Here is a 16,376-nt window from a genome sequence, read left to right on the forward strand (position 1 = left end):
GTTGACCTCAAGTTAACTTGAGGAAATAGTCTCCCATGCATGAGCATGGAAGTGACCGCCTGGCATCAGCTTTACTCGATGAACAACCGGCCGGAGCGTCGCCCGCTGAACAGGGCGACGCTTCGGCGTATCGGCGGGTTCGCCCGTCCCCACCGCCGCAGGATCGTGCTGTTCCTGGTGCTCAGCGTGGTGCTGGCGGGTTTGGCCGTGGTGTCGCCGCTGCTCGCGGGGCGGGTGGTCGACGCGATCTTCAACGGTGAGCCGCTCGGCGTGGTGGTCGTGGTCGCGCTGCTGATCGCGGGCCTGGCGCTCGCGGAGGCCGGGCTCGGCCTGCTGAACCGCTGGCAGTCGGCCACCATCGGCGAAGGGCTGATCCTCGACCTGCGCACGGCGGTCTTCGACCACGTGCAGCGCATGCCGGTCGCGTTCTTCATGCGGACGCGCACCGGGGCGCTGGTGAGCCGGTTGAACAACGACGTGATCGGCGCGCAGCGGGCCTTCACCGACACCTTGTCCAGCGTGGCGGGCAACCTGGTGCAGCTCGTGCTGACGCTCACCGTGATGATCGGCATCTCGTGGCAGATCACGCTGCTCGCGCTGCTGCTCCTGCCGGTGTTCGTGCTGCCCGCGCGCCGGATGGGCGTCAGGATCGCGCGGCTGCGGCGCGAGGCCGCCGACCACAACGCCGCCATGGGCACCCAGATGACCGAGCGGTTCTCCGCGCCGGGCGCGACGCTGGTGAAGCTGTTCGGCCGTCCGGCGCGCGAGTCCGCCGAGTTCGCCGCGCGGGCGCGGCGGGTGCGCGACATCGGCGTGCGCTCGGCCATGAACCAGTCGGTGTTCGTCACGGCCCTGACCCTGGTCTCGGCGCTCGCGCTGGCCCTCGTCTACGGCCTCGGCGGCTTCTACGCCCTGCGCGACCAGCTCGAACCCGGCGCCGTGGTGTCACTGGCCCTGCTGCTGACCCGCCTCTACGCGCCCCTGACCGCCCTGGCCAGCGCCCGGGTGGACGTGATGAGCGCCCTGGTCAGCTTCGAGCGCGTCTTCGAGGTGCTCGACCTCAAGCCGCTGATCCAGGAGCGCGCGGACGCCCGCGACGTCCCCGAGGGCCCGGTCGCGGTCGAGTTCGACGACGTGCGCTTCGCCTACCCCGCCGCCGACAAGGTGTCGCTGGCCTCGCTGGAGGAGGTCGCCACGCTGGACTCGCGGGGCGGCGAGGAGGTGCTGCACGGCATCTCGTTCACGGCCCTGCCGGGCCAGATGGTGGCGCTGGTGGGCTCGTCGGGGGCCGGCAAGTCCACGATCGCCCAGCTGCTGCCCAGGCTGTACGACGTCGACTCCGGCGCGGTCCGCCTCGGCGGCGTGGACGTACGGGACCTGACCTTCGACGCCATCCGCGACACCCTCGGCATGGTCACCCAGGACGGCCACCTCTTCCACGACACGATCAGGGAGAACCTGCTGCTGGCCAGGCCGGCGGCGAGCGAGGAGGAGATCTGGGACGCCCTGTCCAGGGCCCGGCTGCGGACGCTGATCGAGTCGCTGCCCGACGGCCTGGACACCGTGGTCGGCGAGCGCGGCTACCGGCTGTCCGGCGGCGAGCGCCAGCGGCTGACGATCGCCCGGCTCCTGCTGGCCAGGCCGCGCGTGGTGATCCTGGACGAGGCCACCGCCGCGCTCGACTCCACCTCCGAGGCGGCCGTGCAGGAGGCCCTGGGGGAGGCGCTGGCGGGCCGGACCGCCGTGGTGATCGCGCACCGGCTGTCGACCGTGCGGGCGGCCGACCAGATCCTGGTGATCGAGGACGGCCGCGTGGCCGAGCGGGGCACGCACGCCGAACTGCTGGCCATGGGCGGCCGCTACGAGGAGCTGTACCGCACTCAGTTCGACGAGCCGACGGTCGCCGGGGCGGTGGCCTGAGGCTCGTCCGTCACCGGCGGGCGGCGGGACGGGCGCAGCGCGTACAGGCCGAGCGGGACGGCGGCCAGCACGATCACCGCCGCGATGACCAGCGTGAACTGGTAGGCGTCGAGGAAGGCGGCCAGCGGGGGCCGGTCGCTCCCGCTCTGGCGGGAGCTGAGGATCGCGCCCAGCACGGTGATGCCGAGCAGGCCGAACACCTCGCGCGAGACGTTCAGCACGCCTGAGGCCACGCCCGCCCTGTCCTTGGGCAGGCCGCCGAGGATCGCCGAGGTCAGCGGCACCAGCAGGCCCCCGCCGAGGCCGTAGAGCAGGAACCAGGGGGCGACGTCGGCGTAGTCGCCGTCGGCCCCGACGCCGGAGATCAGGTAGATCGCCGCGCCCATGAGCGCCATGCCGAGCGCCACCGTGCGGCCGGTGCCGAGCCGCGCGGAGATCCGCTGCGAGGTGATGGCGACGACCGCCATGACCAGGGCCATCGGCACGAACGCCAGGCCGGCCTGCGTGGGGGAGAAGCCGAGCACGTTCTGCAGCCACAGGGCGCTGAAGAAGTAGATGCCGAACACGCCGAACGACCAGATGCCCATGGTCAGCGCGCCGCCGGTGAACACCCGCGAGCGGAAGAGCGACAGGTCGATCATCGGGCGCTCGGAGCGCGTCTCGACCAGCGCGAACGCCACGGCGGCCGCCGCCGCGAGCCCGAACGCGGCCAGGATCTCGGCCGACGTCCATCCGGCGCGGTCGCCCTCGATGAGCGCGTAGGTCAGGGAGACCAGCGCGAGCGCCGAGGTGGCCAGGCCGGGCAGGTCGAGCCGGTGCCGGCGGCGGGTGAAGTCGGGCCGGACCGCCCACAGGGCCAGGCCGAGGGTGGCGATCCCGATCGGCACGTTGATCAGGTAGATCCAGCCCCAGTGCAGGTGCTCGCTGATGAAACCGCCGGCCGCCGGGCCGAGCGCCATGGACAGCGCCCCGGACGCGCTCCAGATGCCCACGGCCCTGCCGCGCTCGCCGGGCTCGGGGAAGATCTGGCTGATCAGGGTGAGCGACGTGGGCGTGAGCAGCGCCGCCCCCACGCCCTGGACGGCCCGCGCCGCGATCAGCGCGCCGCCCGAGGTGGCCAGCCCCGCGCCCAGCGAGGCCGCGGTGAAGACGGAGAGCCCGGCCAGGAACACCACGCGGGCCCCGAACAGGTCCGCGAGCCGGCCGCCGACCAGCATGAGCCCGGCGAAGACCAGGATGTACGAGCTCACGATCCACTCCAGCCCGGAGATCGTCAGCCCGAGCTCCCGCTGGATCGTCGGCAATGCGACGTTCCCCACGTTGTTGTCGAGATAGGTCATGAAAGTGCCCAATGTCACGGCACCCAGCGCCCACCATCGCATGTCGCCAACCTCCTATACGCCGTACTTGTACGTCGTACAGTTCAACTTGTACGGCGTATAGTTGTCAACCGTGATGGGAAAACTGGACGCGCGGACCATCGCCGAGCGGGCGCTGGAGATCGGCGACACCGAAGGGCTCGACGCCGTGACGATCCGCCGCCTGGCGACCGACCTGGGCGTGACGCCGATGGCCCTCTACTGGCACTTCAAGAACAAGGACCAGCTCCTGGTCGGCATGGCCGACCACCTGGTCGGCGGCTTCGTGCCGGAGCCGGCCGACGAGCGGCCCTGGCAGGAGCAGCTCCGCGACCTGACCCACGGGCTCATCAGGACCCTGCGCACCCATCCCTGCGCGAAGAACGTCATCGAGCAGATCGACCCGATCTCCGTCCCGAACTTCCTGGTCGTCTGGGACAAGGCGCTGGGCCTGGCCCGTACGGCCGGGTTCGACGTGGAGGAGAGCTGCCTGATCACCAAGTACCTGCTGCAGAGCGCCCTGTCGATCGCCGACGCGCCCGTGCACCTCAAGGCCGGCCGGACCGGCGAGGAGATCGCCGAGATGGTCAGGGTCAAGCGGGCCGGCCTCCAGTCGCTGCCGCCCGAGAGGTACCCGTACCTGGTCGAGATGGCCTCGCCGCTGGTCGCGGGCGCCGACCCGGCCTTCTACGACTCCTTCGGCGTCGATCTCGTGCTGCGCGGCATCGAGGCGCTGGCCGCCGAGCGTTAGGGTCGGGATCATGCCTTTCGAGCTGGTCTGCGAGATCGAACCGCCCACCAAGCCCGATCTGAAGCGGGTACGCCACCAGATCGGCACGCTCAGCCAGGTCGCCCATTCCTTCCTGATCCCCGACAACCACATCGGCCGGGCCACCGTGTCCAGCGTGGCGGTGGCCCACGAGGTCGAGGCGATGGGCGGGCGCAGCATCGCCTGTCTCAACTCCCGCGACCGTAACCTGCTCGGCTTCCACCGCGACCTGCTGACGGCCGCGGCGTACGGCGTCGACCAGTTCCTGTTCGTCCACGGCGACAAGCCCGCCAGCGGCAGCCGGACCAGCGACCTGACGGTCCGCTCGATGATCGAGGAGGCCAGGGGCTTCTCGCCGGCCTTCCGCGTCGGCGCGGCGGCCGGGCTGCGCCCGCTGCCCGCCTGGAAGCGCGCGGCCGACTTCCTGTTCGCCCAGGTCAGCTTCTCGGTCGAGGCGCAGGTCCGGTGGCGCGAGGCCAACCAGGTCGACGTGCCGGTCTACGCGGGCGTCATGGTGCTGGCCAGCGAGCGCCACGCCCGTACGCTGGCCGCCGCCATCCCCGACATCGCCCTGCCCGGCGAGCTGGTCGAGCGGGTGGCCGCCGACCGCATGGCGGGCGTCGAGGCGGCCTGCGAGCAGGTGTTCGCGCTGCGCGACTCGGGCGCGTTCGACGGCGTGCACCTCATCCCGGTCTCGCGCTACCGCGACGTGGAGTCGAGGCTCGCCGGAGCCCTCTGAGACCGGGCGAGCGCGGCCAGCACCGCGCCGGCCAGCGCCACGGCGAACAGCACCGCGTACGCCCGCTGGAAGCCGTCCATGAGCTGCCCGACGGCCACCGGGGAGAGCGTGGACAGCGTGCCCGCGTACACCTGGGCGCGCAGCTCCGGGCCCACGGAGCTGGTCACGACGCTGAGCGACAGGCCCACGCTGATCACGATGCCGACGTTCATGATCATGACTCGGAAGCCGTTGACCACGCCCAGGCTGCCGCTCGGCAGGGCGGCCATGACCTGGGTGGTGTTGCCGGTCAGGAACGTCCCGCTGCCGCAGCCGGCCACGAACAGGGCGATCCCCGTCACCCAGTACGGCGTCGCCGGGTCGGCCGTCAGCATGAGCGCGCCCAGCCCCAGCGCGCTCATCGCCGCGCCGCCGATCGACAGCCCGTACGGCGAGACCCGCGGCCCGAGCAGGCCCGCGATCGGCGAGGCCAGCCCGATGCCCACCGGCACCGGCAGCACGCTCAGCCCGGCCGAGAACGCGTCGAGCCCGCGCGCCGCCTGGAAGTAGAGCGCGACCACCAGGATCAGCGCGGAACGCGCGAGCGCGTTGCAGAAGGAGGCCAGGTTCGCGTAGGCCAGCAGCCGCCCGCCGAACAGCCGCAGGTCCAGCACCGGGTTGGCCGAGCGCCGCTCGGCCAGCACGATCAGCGGCACCAGCAGCACGAACAGCGCCGCCCCCGTCAGGACGACCGGGCTTGTCAGGCCGCCCGACCCGGCCTCGTTGACGGCCAGCAGCACGGCCGACAGCGCGGCGAACACCAGCACGTTGCCGAGGGCGTCCACCGGCTGTCTGGGCCTCTTCGGCATCTTGCGTAAGATCACCGCGCCCCAGCCGAGCGCGATCAGCCCGGCGGGCACGTTCACCCAGAAGATCCACTGCCAGCCGGCGGTCTCGGCGATCAGGCCGCCGAGCGTCGGGCCGGCGAGCTGGGCCACCGACAGCGTGCCGATGTAGACGCCCATGCCCTGGCTGAGCCGCTCGGGCGGGAACGCGTCGGTGATGATCACCGTGCCGTTGGCCAGGATCATGGCCGAGCCGATCGCCTGGAGCACGCGCATGCCGACCAGGAACCAGACGTCCGGTGACAGCCCGGCCAGCAGCGAGGCCACCGTGAACAGGGCGAAGCCCGCCAGGTACACCTCGCGCCGGCCGAGCAGGTCGGCGACCCGCCCGAAGAACACCAGGCTCGCGGTGTTGACCAGCAGGAACGCCAGCAGGATCCATCCCGACTGCGTCGCGTCGGCGTGGAAGTGCCGCACGACGGCCGGCAGCGCGACATTGAGCGTGCTGCCGGCGATGCCGATGAGGACGAGGCCCAGGCTGGTGACCGAGCACACGCGCCAGGCGTAGCGCATGCGGGTGCCGGCTTCGGGGGTGACCGCGACCATGCCTCCCACTATGACGTACGTCGTACGTCCGTTTTGTACCAGGGGTCACCTGGCTCGCCTGCGTAACCCCTCGACGTCGTGGATGACCACCCGTCGCCGGCCGGTCTCGATGAGCCCGCGGTCGCGCAGGGTCCGCAGCGCCTTGCTGACCGCCTCCCGCGAGGAGCCCGTCCAGCCGGCCAGCTCGTCCTGGCTGAGCGGCAGGGCCACGCGCACGCCGGTGCTGGTGTGCTCGCCGTACCGGTCGGCCAGTTCGAGCAGCCGGGTCGCCACCCGGCCGGTGGTGTCGAACGCGCCGTACTCGACCCGCTTGCGGTCGGCGTCGCGCAGCCGGCCGACGAGGAGCTGCAGGAGCAGGACGGCGATGCGGCCGTGCGCGGCCAGGAAACCGCTGAAGTCGCGGACCACGATGCCCTGGATCGGCTCCAGCGCGGTCACGGTGGCCGAGCGCGGCGAGCCGTCCACGGCTGACATGTCGCCCAGCAGCGCCCCTGGGCCGCGTACCGCGAGGACCACCTCGGTGCCGCTGCTCGTGTGCGAGGACACCTTGACCCGGCCCTGCGTCAGCACGAGCACCCAGTCGGCCGCGTCGCCCTCGGTGATCACCGTCGTGCCGCGGTCCCATCGACGCGGGCGCCCGGCGGCTCGCAGCGCCTCGACCTCCTCGGCGGTGAGCAGGGAAAGGAACTCGCCGGGCTCTGGATCCATGCGCCGATTATGTACGCACGGCTATTGCCGTTCTATGGCATTCCAGTCAGAACGTACGCGGCCACGAGCTCTTCCTTGCCCTTCAGGCTGAGCCGTCCGAGGGCGTTGACCGAGGCGTCGCGGCCGAGCTGCCTGAGTGTCGTCTCGCCGATCACCACGGTCCCCGGCTCGGCCAGGGCCTGGAGCCTGGCGGCCACGTTGACGCAGTCGCCCATCGCGTTGAAGCCGCGTAACTCGGGGCTGCCGATGTTGCCGACCAGCGCGGGGCCGGTGTTGACGCCGACCCGGAAGGTCGGCCACTCCACCTCGCCGACGCGTTTCCAGGCCATCTCCTCGGCCACCTCGGCGGCGGCCCGCTGCATCTCCAGCGCGGCCCGGCAGGCCGCCCTGGCGTGACCGGCCTGCGGTGCGGGCGCGTTGAACAGGGCCAGCATCGCGTCGCCGACGAACTGCACGATCGTGCCGCCGTTGTTCAGCACGCAGGGGACGGCGGCCGTGTGGTAGCGGTTGAGCATCTCGACGATCTCGCCGGGCGCGACCTGCTCGGAGAAGGTGGTGAACCCCTTGAGGTCGGCGAAGAGCGCGGTCAGCTCCCGCAGCTCGCCGCCGAGCGCCGCGCGCGCCGGGTCGGCGAGCAGGGCGTTGGCCACGTCGGGCGACATGTACTGGCGGAAGAGGGTGTCCAGCTCCTGGTAGAGGCGGGCGTTCTCCAGCGAGATGGACAACTGGCCGGCGAGCGTGGCGGCCAGCGCCTCGTCGTGGCCGCCGCGGCCCACCGGCACCTCCAGCACGCCGGCGAGGTGGCCCCTGACCGTGAGCGGGTAGGCCAGCCGGTGGTCGCGGCGGATCGGGCCGTCGCCCTCGAACTCGTACGCGCGTGAGCCGATCTGGGTCTTCCCCTCCGACACCAGTGCGATCTTGACGTCTCCGTACGCCTGCCTGACCCGGTCGAGCGCGGTGGTCAGCAGCTCGCCCTCCGGCAGGCCCACGCGGGTCTGCGCGCTCACCGCCACCAGCGCGGCCAGCCGCTCCGACAGCTCCCGCTCGTGGGCCAGCGCCGTCCCGGCCCGGTCGAGCACGGCGGCCTGGCTCTCGTTCAGCCGGAACTTGCCCGACAGCCGGGCCGCGGCCAGCGGCTCGCCCCGGCGTACGTGCTCGACCAGCTCCTCCAGGGCCTGGTCGTAGTCCTGCCGGAGGCGGGCGACGGTCGCCGCCAGCGTCACCGAGTCGAACAGCCCCGCGCTCGACCCCTCGCGCCGGAACTGCAGGTAGGCGCTGTAGGCCACGAACACGAAGGCGAGGGTGAGCAGCGCGTGCCACTCCCACCACGTCAGGTGCCAGTTGAGCTGCGACATCCCGGCGACCATCGCCTCGGCCAGCAGCGCGTACGCGGTGATCAGGCTGACCAGCATGGCCGAGGGGCCGCGGCGGTGGAGCAGGAACATCAGCACGCCGGCCGCGCCGTACAGCAGGACGCCGGGGATCGAGGCCGCGCCCAGCCAGCTCACCGGCGCGACCGGCGGCGGCTGACTGAGCTCGGTCAGCTCGGGCACCAGCGAGACCAGCGCCCACAGCAGCATGAACCCGAACAACACCGCCCGGACGAAGTGCTGCCCCGCGAGCACGCTCCTGGCCGCCCGCTCGCCCAGCGGCAGGGCCGAGGCGAACGCGAACATCGACGCGATCGTGAGCCCCACCTGCTGCCCGAGGTCGAAGCCCAGCGAGCCGGTCGGCAGGATGATCCCCGGGGTGGCCAGGCCGTGCAGGAGGAAGAAGCCCGCGCTGCTGAGGAACACCATGGAGACCAGGAACAGCCGGGCGTCCTGACGGCGGCGCGCGGCCTCGGTGATCAGCCCGCCGAGCGCCACGTTGATCCCGGCCACCGCGACGATCATCCAGAAGTGGCTCGCGTTGTGCTGCCAGACGACGTTGAGGTGGGGCTGGGCGAGCAGCAACCAGAGCCCCAGCAGAGGAAGGGCGAGGTGGATGACCCAGACCACGCCTCGGACGGGCTGCGTGGCCGGCGGCAGGTAGGTGCTGGGCACAGACCCGATTATGCACGTGGGATCGCCGCCGCCAATGCGTCCTTTTACCCACTACGACAGCGACAGTCGGTCAATCCGGTCAGTAACCCTCCGTTTCGTGACAAATACGTTATGTAGTTACTGCCAACCTTTGGAACGGTCGAAACGTGAATCTCATGCACCACATGAGCATCACTTGTTTCCTGGAAGGAAAGCCGTGGCTATCAACGTTCGCGGTGGGCGTACGCTCACCCTCGCCACTGTCGGAGCGCTCGCCGCCTCGCTCCTCGCCGTCGGTGGCGTGGCCACCGCCTCGTCGGCGGCGAGCGAGGTGTACGCCTGCGTGCACAAGAAGACGCGGTACGTCCGCATCGTCAACCCGACCACGCCGTGCCGCAAGACCGAAGAGCGGATCGTGATCGGCGGCAGCACGACGCAGCTGAACGGCGGCACGTCCGGCCCCAAGGGCGACCAGGGCCCCCAGGGCAAGCAGGGTCCGCAGGGCGAGACGGGTCCGGTGGGCCCCCAGGGCAAGCCCGGCCTCCCCGGCAAGGACGGCAAGGACGGCCTGCCTGGCAAGAACGGCCAGGACGGCAAGGACGGCGAGCGCGGCCCGGCGGGCCCCCAGGGCCCCAAGGGCGACGACGGCAAGCAGGGCCTCCCCGGCAAGAACGGCCAGGACGGCAAGGACGGCCTCCCCGGTAAGGACGGCCTCCCCGGCAAGAACGGCCAGGACGGCAAGAACGGCCTTCCGGGCAAGGACGGCAAGGACGGCGAGCGCGGCCCGGCGGGTCCCCAAGGCCCGCAGGGCCCCAAGGGTGAGCCCGGCAAGGACGGCGCCGGCGCCGCCTACACCACCTACACCAACAGCGTGTCCATCAGCGGCCTCGGCTCGGAGACCGCCACCTGCAACAACGGCGGCACCCCCACCGGCGGCGGCTTCTCCTTCGGCACCCTGAAGAACGCCGAAGTCCTGGGCAGCTACCCCGGCGCCGGCGGCTGGACGGTCACCGTCGCCAAGGACGACAACGGCGGCGGCAACAACCTCACCGCCGACACGCAGACCACCCAGACCCACGGTGGCGGCAACAACGGCACCAGCGTCTCCGGCAAGGTGTACGTCATCTGCATCAAGAAGGTCTGACAAAGCGGAATGGGCCGGTGCGGGGGATCACCCCGCACCGGCCCTTTCCGTTGAACGTCAGCCGAACAGCGCCGGCAGCGTCGCCGAGTGGGTCTCGCGGATCTCCTCGACCCCCACCTCGAACACGCCCTCGACCACCAGCGACGCCCCGCCGGTGACGCCGAGCCCGTAGCACGGCACCTCGTGCCGCCCGCACAGCGCCGCGAACTCCTCGAACGCCTCCGGCCGCACCGCGACCAGGGCCCGCGCCGCCGACTCGCTGAACAGGTCGGTGAACGGCTCGCCGCTCAGCGCCACCGTGGCCCCGATGCCGCGGGCCAGGCACGACTCGGCCAGCGCCACGGCCAGGCCGCCGTCGGACAGGTCGTGCGAACCCTCCAGCAGCCCGCGGGCAGCGGCCTCGACCAGCACGGTCGCCAGCGCCTGCTCGGCCTCCAGGTCGGCGTGCGGCGGCAGGCCGCCCAGGTGGCGGTGGGCCACGTGCGCCCACTCCGAGCCGCCGAACTCCTCGGCGGTGTCGCCGAGCAGCACCACCCGCAGCCCCTCGGCGGTGAACCCGGACGGCACCCGCTTGGCCACGTCGTCGATGACGCCGAGCACGCCCACGACCGGGGTGGGATTGATGGCCGTCGAGCCCGTCTGGTTGTAGAAGGAGACGTTCCCGCCGGTCACCGGCACGCCGAGGGTGCGGCAGGCGTCGGCGAGCCCGCGTACGGCCTCGGCGAACTGCCACATCACCTCGGGGTCCTCCGGCGAGCCGAAGTTGAGGCAGTTGGTGACGGCCAGCGGCTTGGCGCCGGTCACGGCCACGTTCCGGTACGCCTCGGCCAGCGCCAGCTGCGCCCCCGCGTAGGGGTCGAGCTTGGCGTAACGGCCGTTGCCGTCGGTGGACAGCGCGATGCCCCGCGTCGTCGGCTCGGCTCCAGCGATGACCTCGGAGATGCGCAGCATCCCGGCGTCGGCGGGCTGGGCCAGCACGGTGTTGGAGCGGACGTAGCGGTCGTACTGGGAGGTCACCCACTCCTTGGAGGCCAGGTTGGGCGAGCCGAGGAGCTGCAGCAGGGTGGCCCGCAGGTCGTCGGGGCGCGCCAGCCGGTCGGTGGTGTCGGCGTTGAGCGCGGCCTGCCCGGCCGGCTCGTGGTAGGGACGCTCGTAGACCGGGCCCTCGTCGGCGGCGGTGCCCGGCGGGATGTCCACGATGACCTCGCCGTCCCAGGTCATGACCAGGCGGCCGGTGTCGGTGACCTCGCCGATGACGGTGGCCGGGACGTCCCACTTGGCGCAGATCGCCATGAACGCGGGGATGTCGTCGGGCCGGACCACGGCCATCATCCGCTCCTGGGACTCGCTCATCAGGATCTCCTCGGGCTTGAGCGAGGAGTCGCGGAGCGGGACCAGGTTGAGGTCGACCTTCATGCCGCCGGTGCCCTTGGCGGCCAGCTCGGTCGTGGCGCAGGAGACGCCGGCCGCGCCGAGGTCCTGGATGCCGACGACCACGTCGGCCGCGTAGAGCTCCAGGCAGCACTCGATGAGCAGCTTCTCCATGAACGGGTCGCCCACCTGCACGGCGGGCCGCTTGGCCTGCGACTCGTCCTCGAACGTCGCCGAGGCCAGCACGGACGCGCCGCCGATGCCGTCGGGACCCGTGGACGCGCCGAACAGCACGACCTGGTTGCCCGGCCCCGGCGCGGTGGCCAGCTTGATCTGGTCCTTGCGCAGCAGGCCGACGCACAGCGCGTTGACCAGCGGGTTGCCGATGTAGCAGGGGTCGAAGACGACCTCGCCGCCGATGTTGGGCAGGCCCAGGCAGTTGCCGTAGTGGCTGATGCCCTCGACCACGCCGGGCAGCACCCGCCGGGTGTCCACGGCGTCGGCGCCGCCGAAGCGCAGCGCGTCCATGACGGCGATCGGGCGGGCGCCCATCGACATGATGTCGCGCACGATCCCGCCGACGCCGGTGGCCGCGCCCTGGTGCGGCTCGACGTAGGACGGGTGGTTGTGCGACTCGATCTTGAACGTGGCCGCCCAGCCGTCGCCGATGTCGACGACGCCCGCGTTCTCGCCCATGCCCACGAGCAGCGCCTCGGACTTGGGCGCCTTGGTGGCGAACTGCCGCAGATGCACCTTGGACGACTTGTACGAGCAGTGCTCGGACCACATGACGCTGTAGATGGCCAGCTCGGAGCCGGTGGGACGGCGACCCAGGATCTGCTTGACCCGGTCGTACTCGTCCTGCTTCATCCCCAGCTCGGCGAAGGGCATCGGCTCGTCGGGGGTCTCGGCGGCCCGCTTGACGTTGTCGGTGCTCATGCGTTCACCAGATTCTTCAGGATGGACGTGAAGAAGCCGAGCCCGTCGGTGCTCGGCGCTCCGACCAGCTCCTCCACGGCGTGCTCGGGGTGCGGCATGAGGCCGACCACGTTGCCCGCCTCGTTGCGGATGCCGGCGATGTCGTTGAGCGAGCCGTTGGGGTTGCCCCCGGCGTAACGCACGACGACGTGGCCGCCGGACTCCAGCTCGGCCAGCGTCTCCGCGGAGGCGACGTAACGGCCCTCGCCGTGCTTGACCGGCAGCACGATCTCCTGGCCGCGCTCGAAGGAGCCGGTCCAGGCGGTGGCGGTCTGCTCCACCGTGAGCCGCTGGTCGCGGCAGACGTAGTGGAGCGAGGCGTTGCGGGTGAGCGCGCCGGGCAGCAGGTGGGCCTCGCAGAGGATCTGGAAGCCGTTGCAGGTGCCGATGACCGGCAGACCGGCCTTGGCGGCCGGGACGAGCTCGTCCATCAGCGGGGCGAACTTGGAGATCGCGCCGCACCGCAGGTAGTCGCCGTAGGAGAAGCCGCCGGGCAGGAAGACGGCGTCGACTCCCTTCAGGTCGTGGTCGGCGTGCCACAGCGGGACCGCCTGCGCGCCCACGAGGCGCACGGCTCTGGCGGCGTCCTGGTCGTCGAGAGTTCCTGGAAACGTGACTACGCCCACACGGGCAGCGCTCATGACAGTCGTCCCCTCCGAGGAATGCGCACGCGCGTGCCACCGTCTCTTTGGGGGCGGACGGCGGTCTACGGCGGTGTACTCAGATTATCGGGTGCGCGGCTGTGTTCCGGGCAGCGGGTCGGACGGCGGTCAGACGGCGGCCAGCTCGCGGTGACGGGCGCCCTCGGCCTCGTCGTCCCAGGCGAGCGTCTTGCGCAGGTGGACCGTCGTGCCGCGGCCGGGCGTGGTGCCGAAGGAGATCTCGTCCACCACGGACCGCATGATGAGCAGGCCGCGGCCGTTCTCGGTGTCGGGCGGAGGGAAGTGCAGCGGCATCGACGGGAGGCCGTCGCCGTTGTCGGCGACGCGCACGTCGCAGCGGCCGTAGCCGATCGACGCCGAGACCTCGTAACGGTTGGCGGGGCCGCCGTGTCGCACCGCGTTGGAGCACGCCTCGGAGACGGCGAGCAGCATGTCGGCGATGCAGGTCTCACTCACGTTGAGTGACCGCATCGCGTCGCCAAGCACTCGCCTGACCATCGGTATGCCGATCGCATCCCGAGGCAGCGCCAACGAGAACTCAATATCCACCGGACTCCTCCGGGCTCCGGAATGTCACCTGGAGTAGGTTTCCCTGTGAAATCGGGGCTAACCGCAAAATCACGTTGTTGTTATTTAGTGTTGGCACGCCCGTGGCATTGTGGCATGCCCGAACGCGACTTTAACTCACCAGGGGTAAAACCAGGCATCAAATGTGCCTTCTACCCCTCAACCCGGACGCTGTAGTCCTCGATCACGGTGTTGGCCAGGAGTGTCTCGGCCATCTTCCGTACCTCGTCGAGGGCCGCCTCGTCGGCCGGGCCCTCCAGCTCGACCTCGAACCGCTTGCCCTGACGGACCGCCGAGACGCCGGAGAAACCGAGCCTGGGCAGCGCCCTGGCGATGGCCTGGCCCTGCGGGTCGAGGATCTCGGGCTTGAGCATGACGTCGACGATGACGCGCGCCACTACGTTCCTCCTGGGTGGAGTGGGTGCTTGGGAAAGCAAGCCTACCGGCGCGCATGGCCGTCAACACAACGGGAACGGGGAGGACATGGGGCTTGCGCGGAGGGCTGTGACGTCTGCCACGATGTCCCCAAACGCGTATGAACCACCACCACATGGTTCGCACGCACACACGGCTGGCCTCAGGTGGCGACCCCATCGACACCGGCCCCGATCGCACAGGAGCGGCACGTGACAGTCGACGCCTCTCGTGGTGCCGAAGCACCCCCTGAGCTCGTGCAGTTGCTCACCCCCGAGGGAGTGAGGGTCGAGCATCCCGACTACGACATAGACCTGACGCCCGAAGAGGTCAGGTCGCTCTACCGCGACCTGGTGCTCGTCCGGCGCATCGACCTGGAGGCCGTGGCGCTGCAACGTCAGGGCGAGCTGGGCATCTGGGCCTCGCTGCTCGGCCAGGAGGCCGCCCAGATCGGCTCGGGCCGCGCGCTCACCGACTCCGACATGGCCTTCCCCACCTACCGCGAGCACGGCGTCGCCTGGTGCCGCGACGTCGACCCGGTGAAGCTGCTCGGCCTGTTCAGGGGCGTCAACCACGGGGGCTGGGACCCCAAGGAGCACAACTTCCACCTGTACACGATCGTGATCGGCAGCCAGACCCTGCACGCGGTCGGCTATGCCATGGGCATCCAGCGCGACGACGCCTCCGCCGCCACGATCGTCTACTTCGGCGACGGCGCCACCAGCCAGGGCGACGTCAACGAGTCGTTCATCTGGGCCAGCGTGTTCAACGCGCCCGTCGTCTTCTTCTGCCAGAACAACCAGTGGGCCATCTCCGAGCCGCTGGAGAAGCAGAGCCGCATCCCCCTCTACCGCCGGGCCTCGGGCTTCGGCTTCCCGGGCATCAGGGTCGACGGCAACGACGTGTTCGCCTGCCTCGCAGTGACCAGGAAGGCGCTCGAAGCCGCCCGTACGGGCCAGGGGCCGACGCTGATCGAGGCGTTCACGTACCGGATGGGCGCCCACACCACGACCGACGACCCGACCCGCTACCGGGTGGCCAGCGAGCTGGAGGCGTGGAAGCTGAAGGACCCGATCGAGCGGGTCAAGTCGTACCTGTTCCGCAACGAACTGGCCGACCAGGGCTTCTTCGACGCCGTGACCGCCGAGGCCGACCAGCTCGGCGCCGACCTGCGCAGGCGGTGCCTGGCGATGCCCGACCCCGAGCCGCTCGATATCTTCGACCACGTCTATCGCGAGCCCCACGCGCTCATCGACGGAGAGCGCGCTCAGTTCGCCGCCTACTTGGAGGGCTTCGAGAAATGACGGTGTTGAGCCTGTCCAAGGCGCTTAACGAGGGCATGCGCCGCGCCATGGAGGACGACCCCAAGGTCCTCATCATGGGCGAGGACGTCGGCAAGCTCGGCGGCGTGTTCCGCGTCACCGACGGCCTGCAGAAGGACTTCGGCGAAGACCGGGTCATCGACACGCCGCTCGCCGAGTCCGGCATCATCGGCACCGCGATCGGCCTGGCGCTGCGCGGCTACCGGCCGGTGTGCGAGATCCAGTTCGACGGGTTCGTCTTCCCGGCGGCCGACCAGATCATCACGCAGCTCGCCAAGATGCCGATGCGCTCGCTCGGCGCGATCAAGCTGCCCGTCGTCGTGCGCATCCCGTGCGGCGGCGGCATCGGCGCGGTCGAGCACCACAGCGAGTCGCCCGAGGCGTACTTCGCGCACACGGCCGGCCTGCGCGTGGTCGCCTGCTCCAACCCGGCCGACGCCTACACCATGATCCAGCAGGCCATCCGGAGCGACGACCCGGTCATCTTCTTCGAGCCCAAGCGCCGCTACTGGGAGAAGGCCGACATCGACACGGTCTCGACCGACTGGTGGACGCCGTTCGACAAGGCCACGGTCGTACGGCCCGGCTCCGACGTCACGCTGCTGGCCTACGGCCCGATGGTCAAGACCTGCCTGGAGGCCGCCACGGCCGCCGAGGACGACGGCCGCTCGCTGGAGGTGATCGACCTGCGCTCGCTCAATCCGCTGGACGAGCCGCTGGTCATGGAGTCCGTCCGCCGCACCGGCCGGGTGGTCGTGGTCCACGAGGCGCCCGTCTACAGCGGCTTCGGCGCCGAGCTGGCGGCCCGGATCACCGAGCAGTGCTTCTACCACCTGGAGTCGCCCGTCCTGCGGGTCGGCGGCTTCTCCACCCCCTACCCGCCGTCGAAGCTCGAAGAGCACTACCTGCCCGACCTGGACCGGGTGCTGCACGCCGTCGACCGCGCCTTCGGGTTCTGAAAGGGGGACGC

Annotated in this window: 14 protein-coding genes; 6 read left to right on the forward strand and 8 right to left on the reverse strand. The window is 70.9% G+C overall.

The features are described 5' to 3' along the window. The first annotated feature begins 39 nt into the window (after window positions 1-39). On the forward strand, window positions 40-1,920 hold the full coding sequence (locus ACIBQ6_RS48970) for an ABC transporter ATP-binding protein (protein WP_397166643.1): 1,881 nt from the start codon (window positions 40-42) through the stop codon (window positions 1,918-1,920). Here ACIBQ6_RS48970 and ACIBQ6_RS48975 read toward each other — a convergent pair. Continuing rightward, the gene (locus tag ACIBQ6_RS48975) at window positions 1,881-3,302 is read right to left on the reverse strand and encodes an MFS transporter (RefSeq protein WP_358301989.1); all 1,422 of its coding nucleotides are present in this window, start codon (window positions 3,300-3,302) and stop codon (window positions 1,881-1,883) included. The two genes, ACIBQ6_RS48970 and ACIBQ6_RS48975, sit on opposite strands and share 40 nt — an antisense overlap. A 73-nt stretch (window positions 3,303-3,375) precedes the next feature. Here ACIBQ6_RS48975 and ACIBQ6_RS48980 point away from each other — a divergent pair, with 73 nt between their 5' ends. Together ACIBQ6_RS48980 and ACIBQ6_RS48985 are read left to right on the forward strand one after the other, a co-directional pair. Next, on the forward strand, window positions 3,376-4,029 hold the full coding sequence (locus tag ACIBQ6_RS48980) for a TetR/AcrR family transcriptional regulator (RefSeq protein ID WP_397219422.1): 654 nt from the start codon (window positions 3,376-3,378) through the stop codon (window positions 4,027-4,029). 10 nt (window positions 4,030-4,039) lie between these two features. Further along, complete coding sequence (locus ACIBQ6_RS48985) at window positions 4,040-4,786, forward strand: methylenetetrahydrofolate reductase (protein ID WP_352320480.1); 747 nt, start codon at window positions 4,040-4,042, stop codon at window positions 4,784-4,786. On the opposite strand, the gene ACIBQ6_RS48990 is transcribed toward ACIBQ6_RS48985, so the two are convergent. The 3 genes from ACIBQ6_RS48990 to ACIBQ6_RS49000 are packed head-to-tail and all read right to left on the reverse strand — an operon-like array spanning window position 4,747 to window position 8,969. Then, window positions 4,747-6,216 (reverse strand): MFS transporter, encoded by a 1,470-nt coding sequence (locus ACIBQ6_RS48990; RefSeq protein WP_397219398.1) that lies wholly within the window; start codon window positions 6,214-6,216, stop codon window positions 4,747-4,749. The two genes, ACIBQ6_RS48985 and ACIBQ6_RS48990, sit on opposite strands and share 40 nt — an antisense overlap. Window positions 6,217-6,261: 45 nt before the next feature. Next, entirely contained in the window at window positions 6,262-6,924 is a 663-nt protein-coding gene (locus tag ACIBQ6_RS48995) for a Crp/Fnr family transcriptional regulator (RefSeq protein WP_397219400.1), read from the reverse strand. 32 nt (window positions 6,925-6,956) lie between these two features. Next, window positions 6,957-8,969: an adenylate/guanylate cyclase domain-containing protein gene (locus tag ACIBQ6_RS49000; RefSeq protein ID WP_397219401.1), complete on the reverse strand. Its 2,013-nt coding sequence runs from the start codon at window positions 8,967-8,969 to the stop codon at window positions 6,957-6,959. Between the two features lie 196 nt (window positions 8,970-9,165). Here ACIBQ6_RS49000 and ACIBQ6_RS49005 point away from each other — a divergent pair, with 196 nt between their 5' ends. Beyond that, entirely contained in the window at window positions 9,166-10,092 is a 927-nt protein-coding gene (locus ACIBQ6_RS49005) for a hypothetical protein (protein ID WP_397219403.1), read from the forward strand. Window positions 10,093-10,149: 57 nt separating this feature from the next. On the opposite strand, the gene purL is transcribed toward ACIBQ6_RS49005, so the two are convergent. From purL to purS, 4 genes are all read right to left on the reverse strand, one after another. Then, complete coding sequence (purL, locus tag ACIBQ6_RS49010; RefSeq protein ID WP_358302003.1) at window positions 10,150-12,402, reverse strand: phosphoribosylformylglycinamidine synthase subunit PurL; 2,253 nt, start codon at window positions 12,400-12,402, stop codon at window positions 10,150-10,152. Beyond that, window positions 12,399-13,082, reverse strand: coding sequence for a phosphoribosylformylglycinamidine synthase subunit PurQ (gene purQ / locus ACIBQ6_RS49015; RefSeq protein ID WP_358302006.1), 684 nt, complete (start codon window positions 13,080-13,082; stop codon window positions 12,399-12,401). The genes purL and purQ overlap by 4 nt, the downstream gene beginning before the upstream one ends. A gap of 129 nt (window positions 13,083-13,211) precedes the next feature. After that, entirely contained in the window at window positions 13,212-13,601 is a 390-nt protein-coding gene (locus ACIBQ6_RS49020; RefSeq protein ID WP_352361053.1) for an ATP-binding protein, read from the reverse strand. A 221-nt stretch (window positions 13,602-13,822) separates the two neighbouring features. After that, on the reverse strand, window positions 13,823-14,068 hold the full coding sequence (gene purS, locus ACIBQ6_RS49025) for a phosphoribosylformylglycinamidine synthase subunit PurS (protein ID WP_352320496.1): 246 nt from the start codon (window positions 14,066-14,068) through the stop codon (window positions 13,823-13,825). Window positions 14,069-14,296: 228 nt separating this feature from the next. On the opposite strand from purS, the gene pdhA reads away from it, so the two are divergent. After that, window positions 14,297-15,388, forward strand: coding sequence for a pyruvate dehydrogenase (acetyl-transferring) E1 component subunit alpha (gene pdhA, locus ACIBQ6_RS49030; protein WP_358302009.1), 1,092 nt, complete (start codon window positions 14,297-14,299; stop codon window positions 15,386-15,388). Continuing rightward, on the forward strand, window positions 15,385-16,365 hold the full coding sequence (locus tag ACIBQ6_RS49035) for an alpha-ketoacid dehydrogenase subunit beta (protein ID WP_397219405.1): 981 nt from the start codon (window positions 15,385-15,387) through the stop codon (window positions 16,363-16,365). The genes pdhA and ACIBQ6_RS49035 overlap by 4 nt, the downstream gene beginning before the upstream one ends. The last annotated feature ends 11 nt before the right edge of the window (window positions 16,366-16,376 follow it).

It is taken from the genome of Nonomuraea sp. NPDC049655 (assembly GCF_044465465.1).
Lineage (GTDB): Bacteria > Actinomycetota > Actinomycetes > Streptosporangiales > Streptosporangiaceae > Nonomuraea.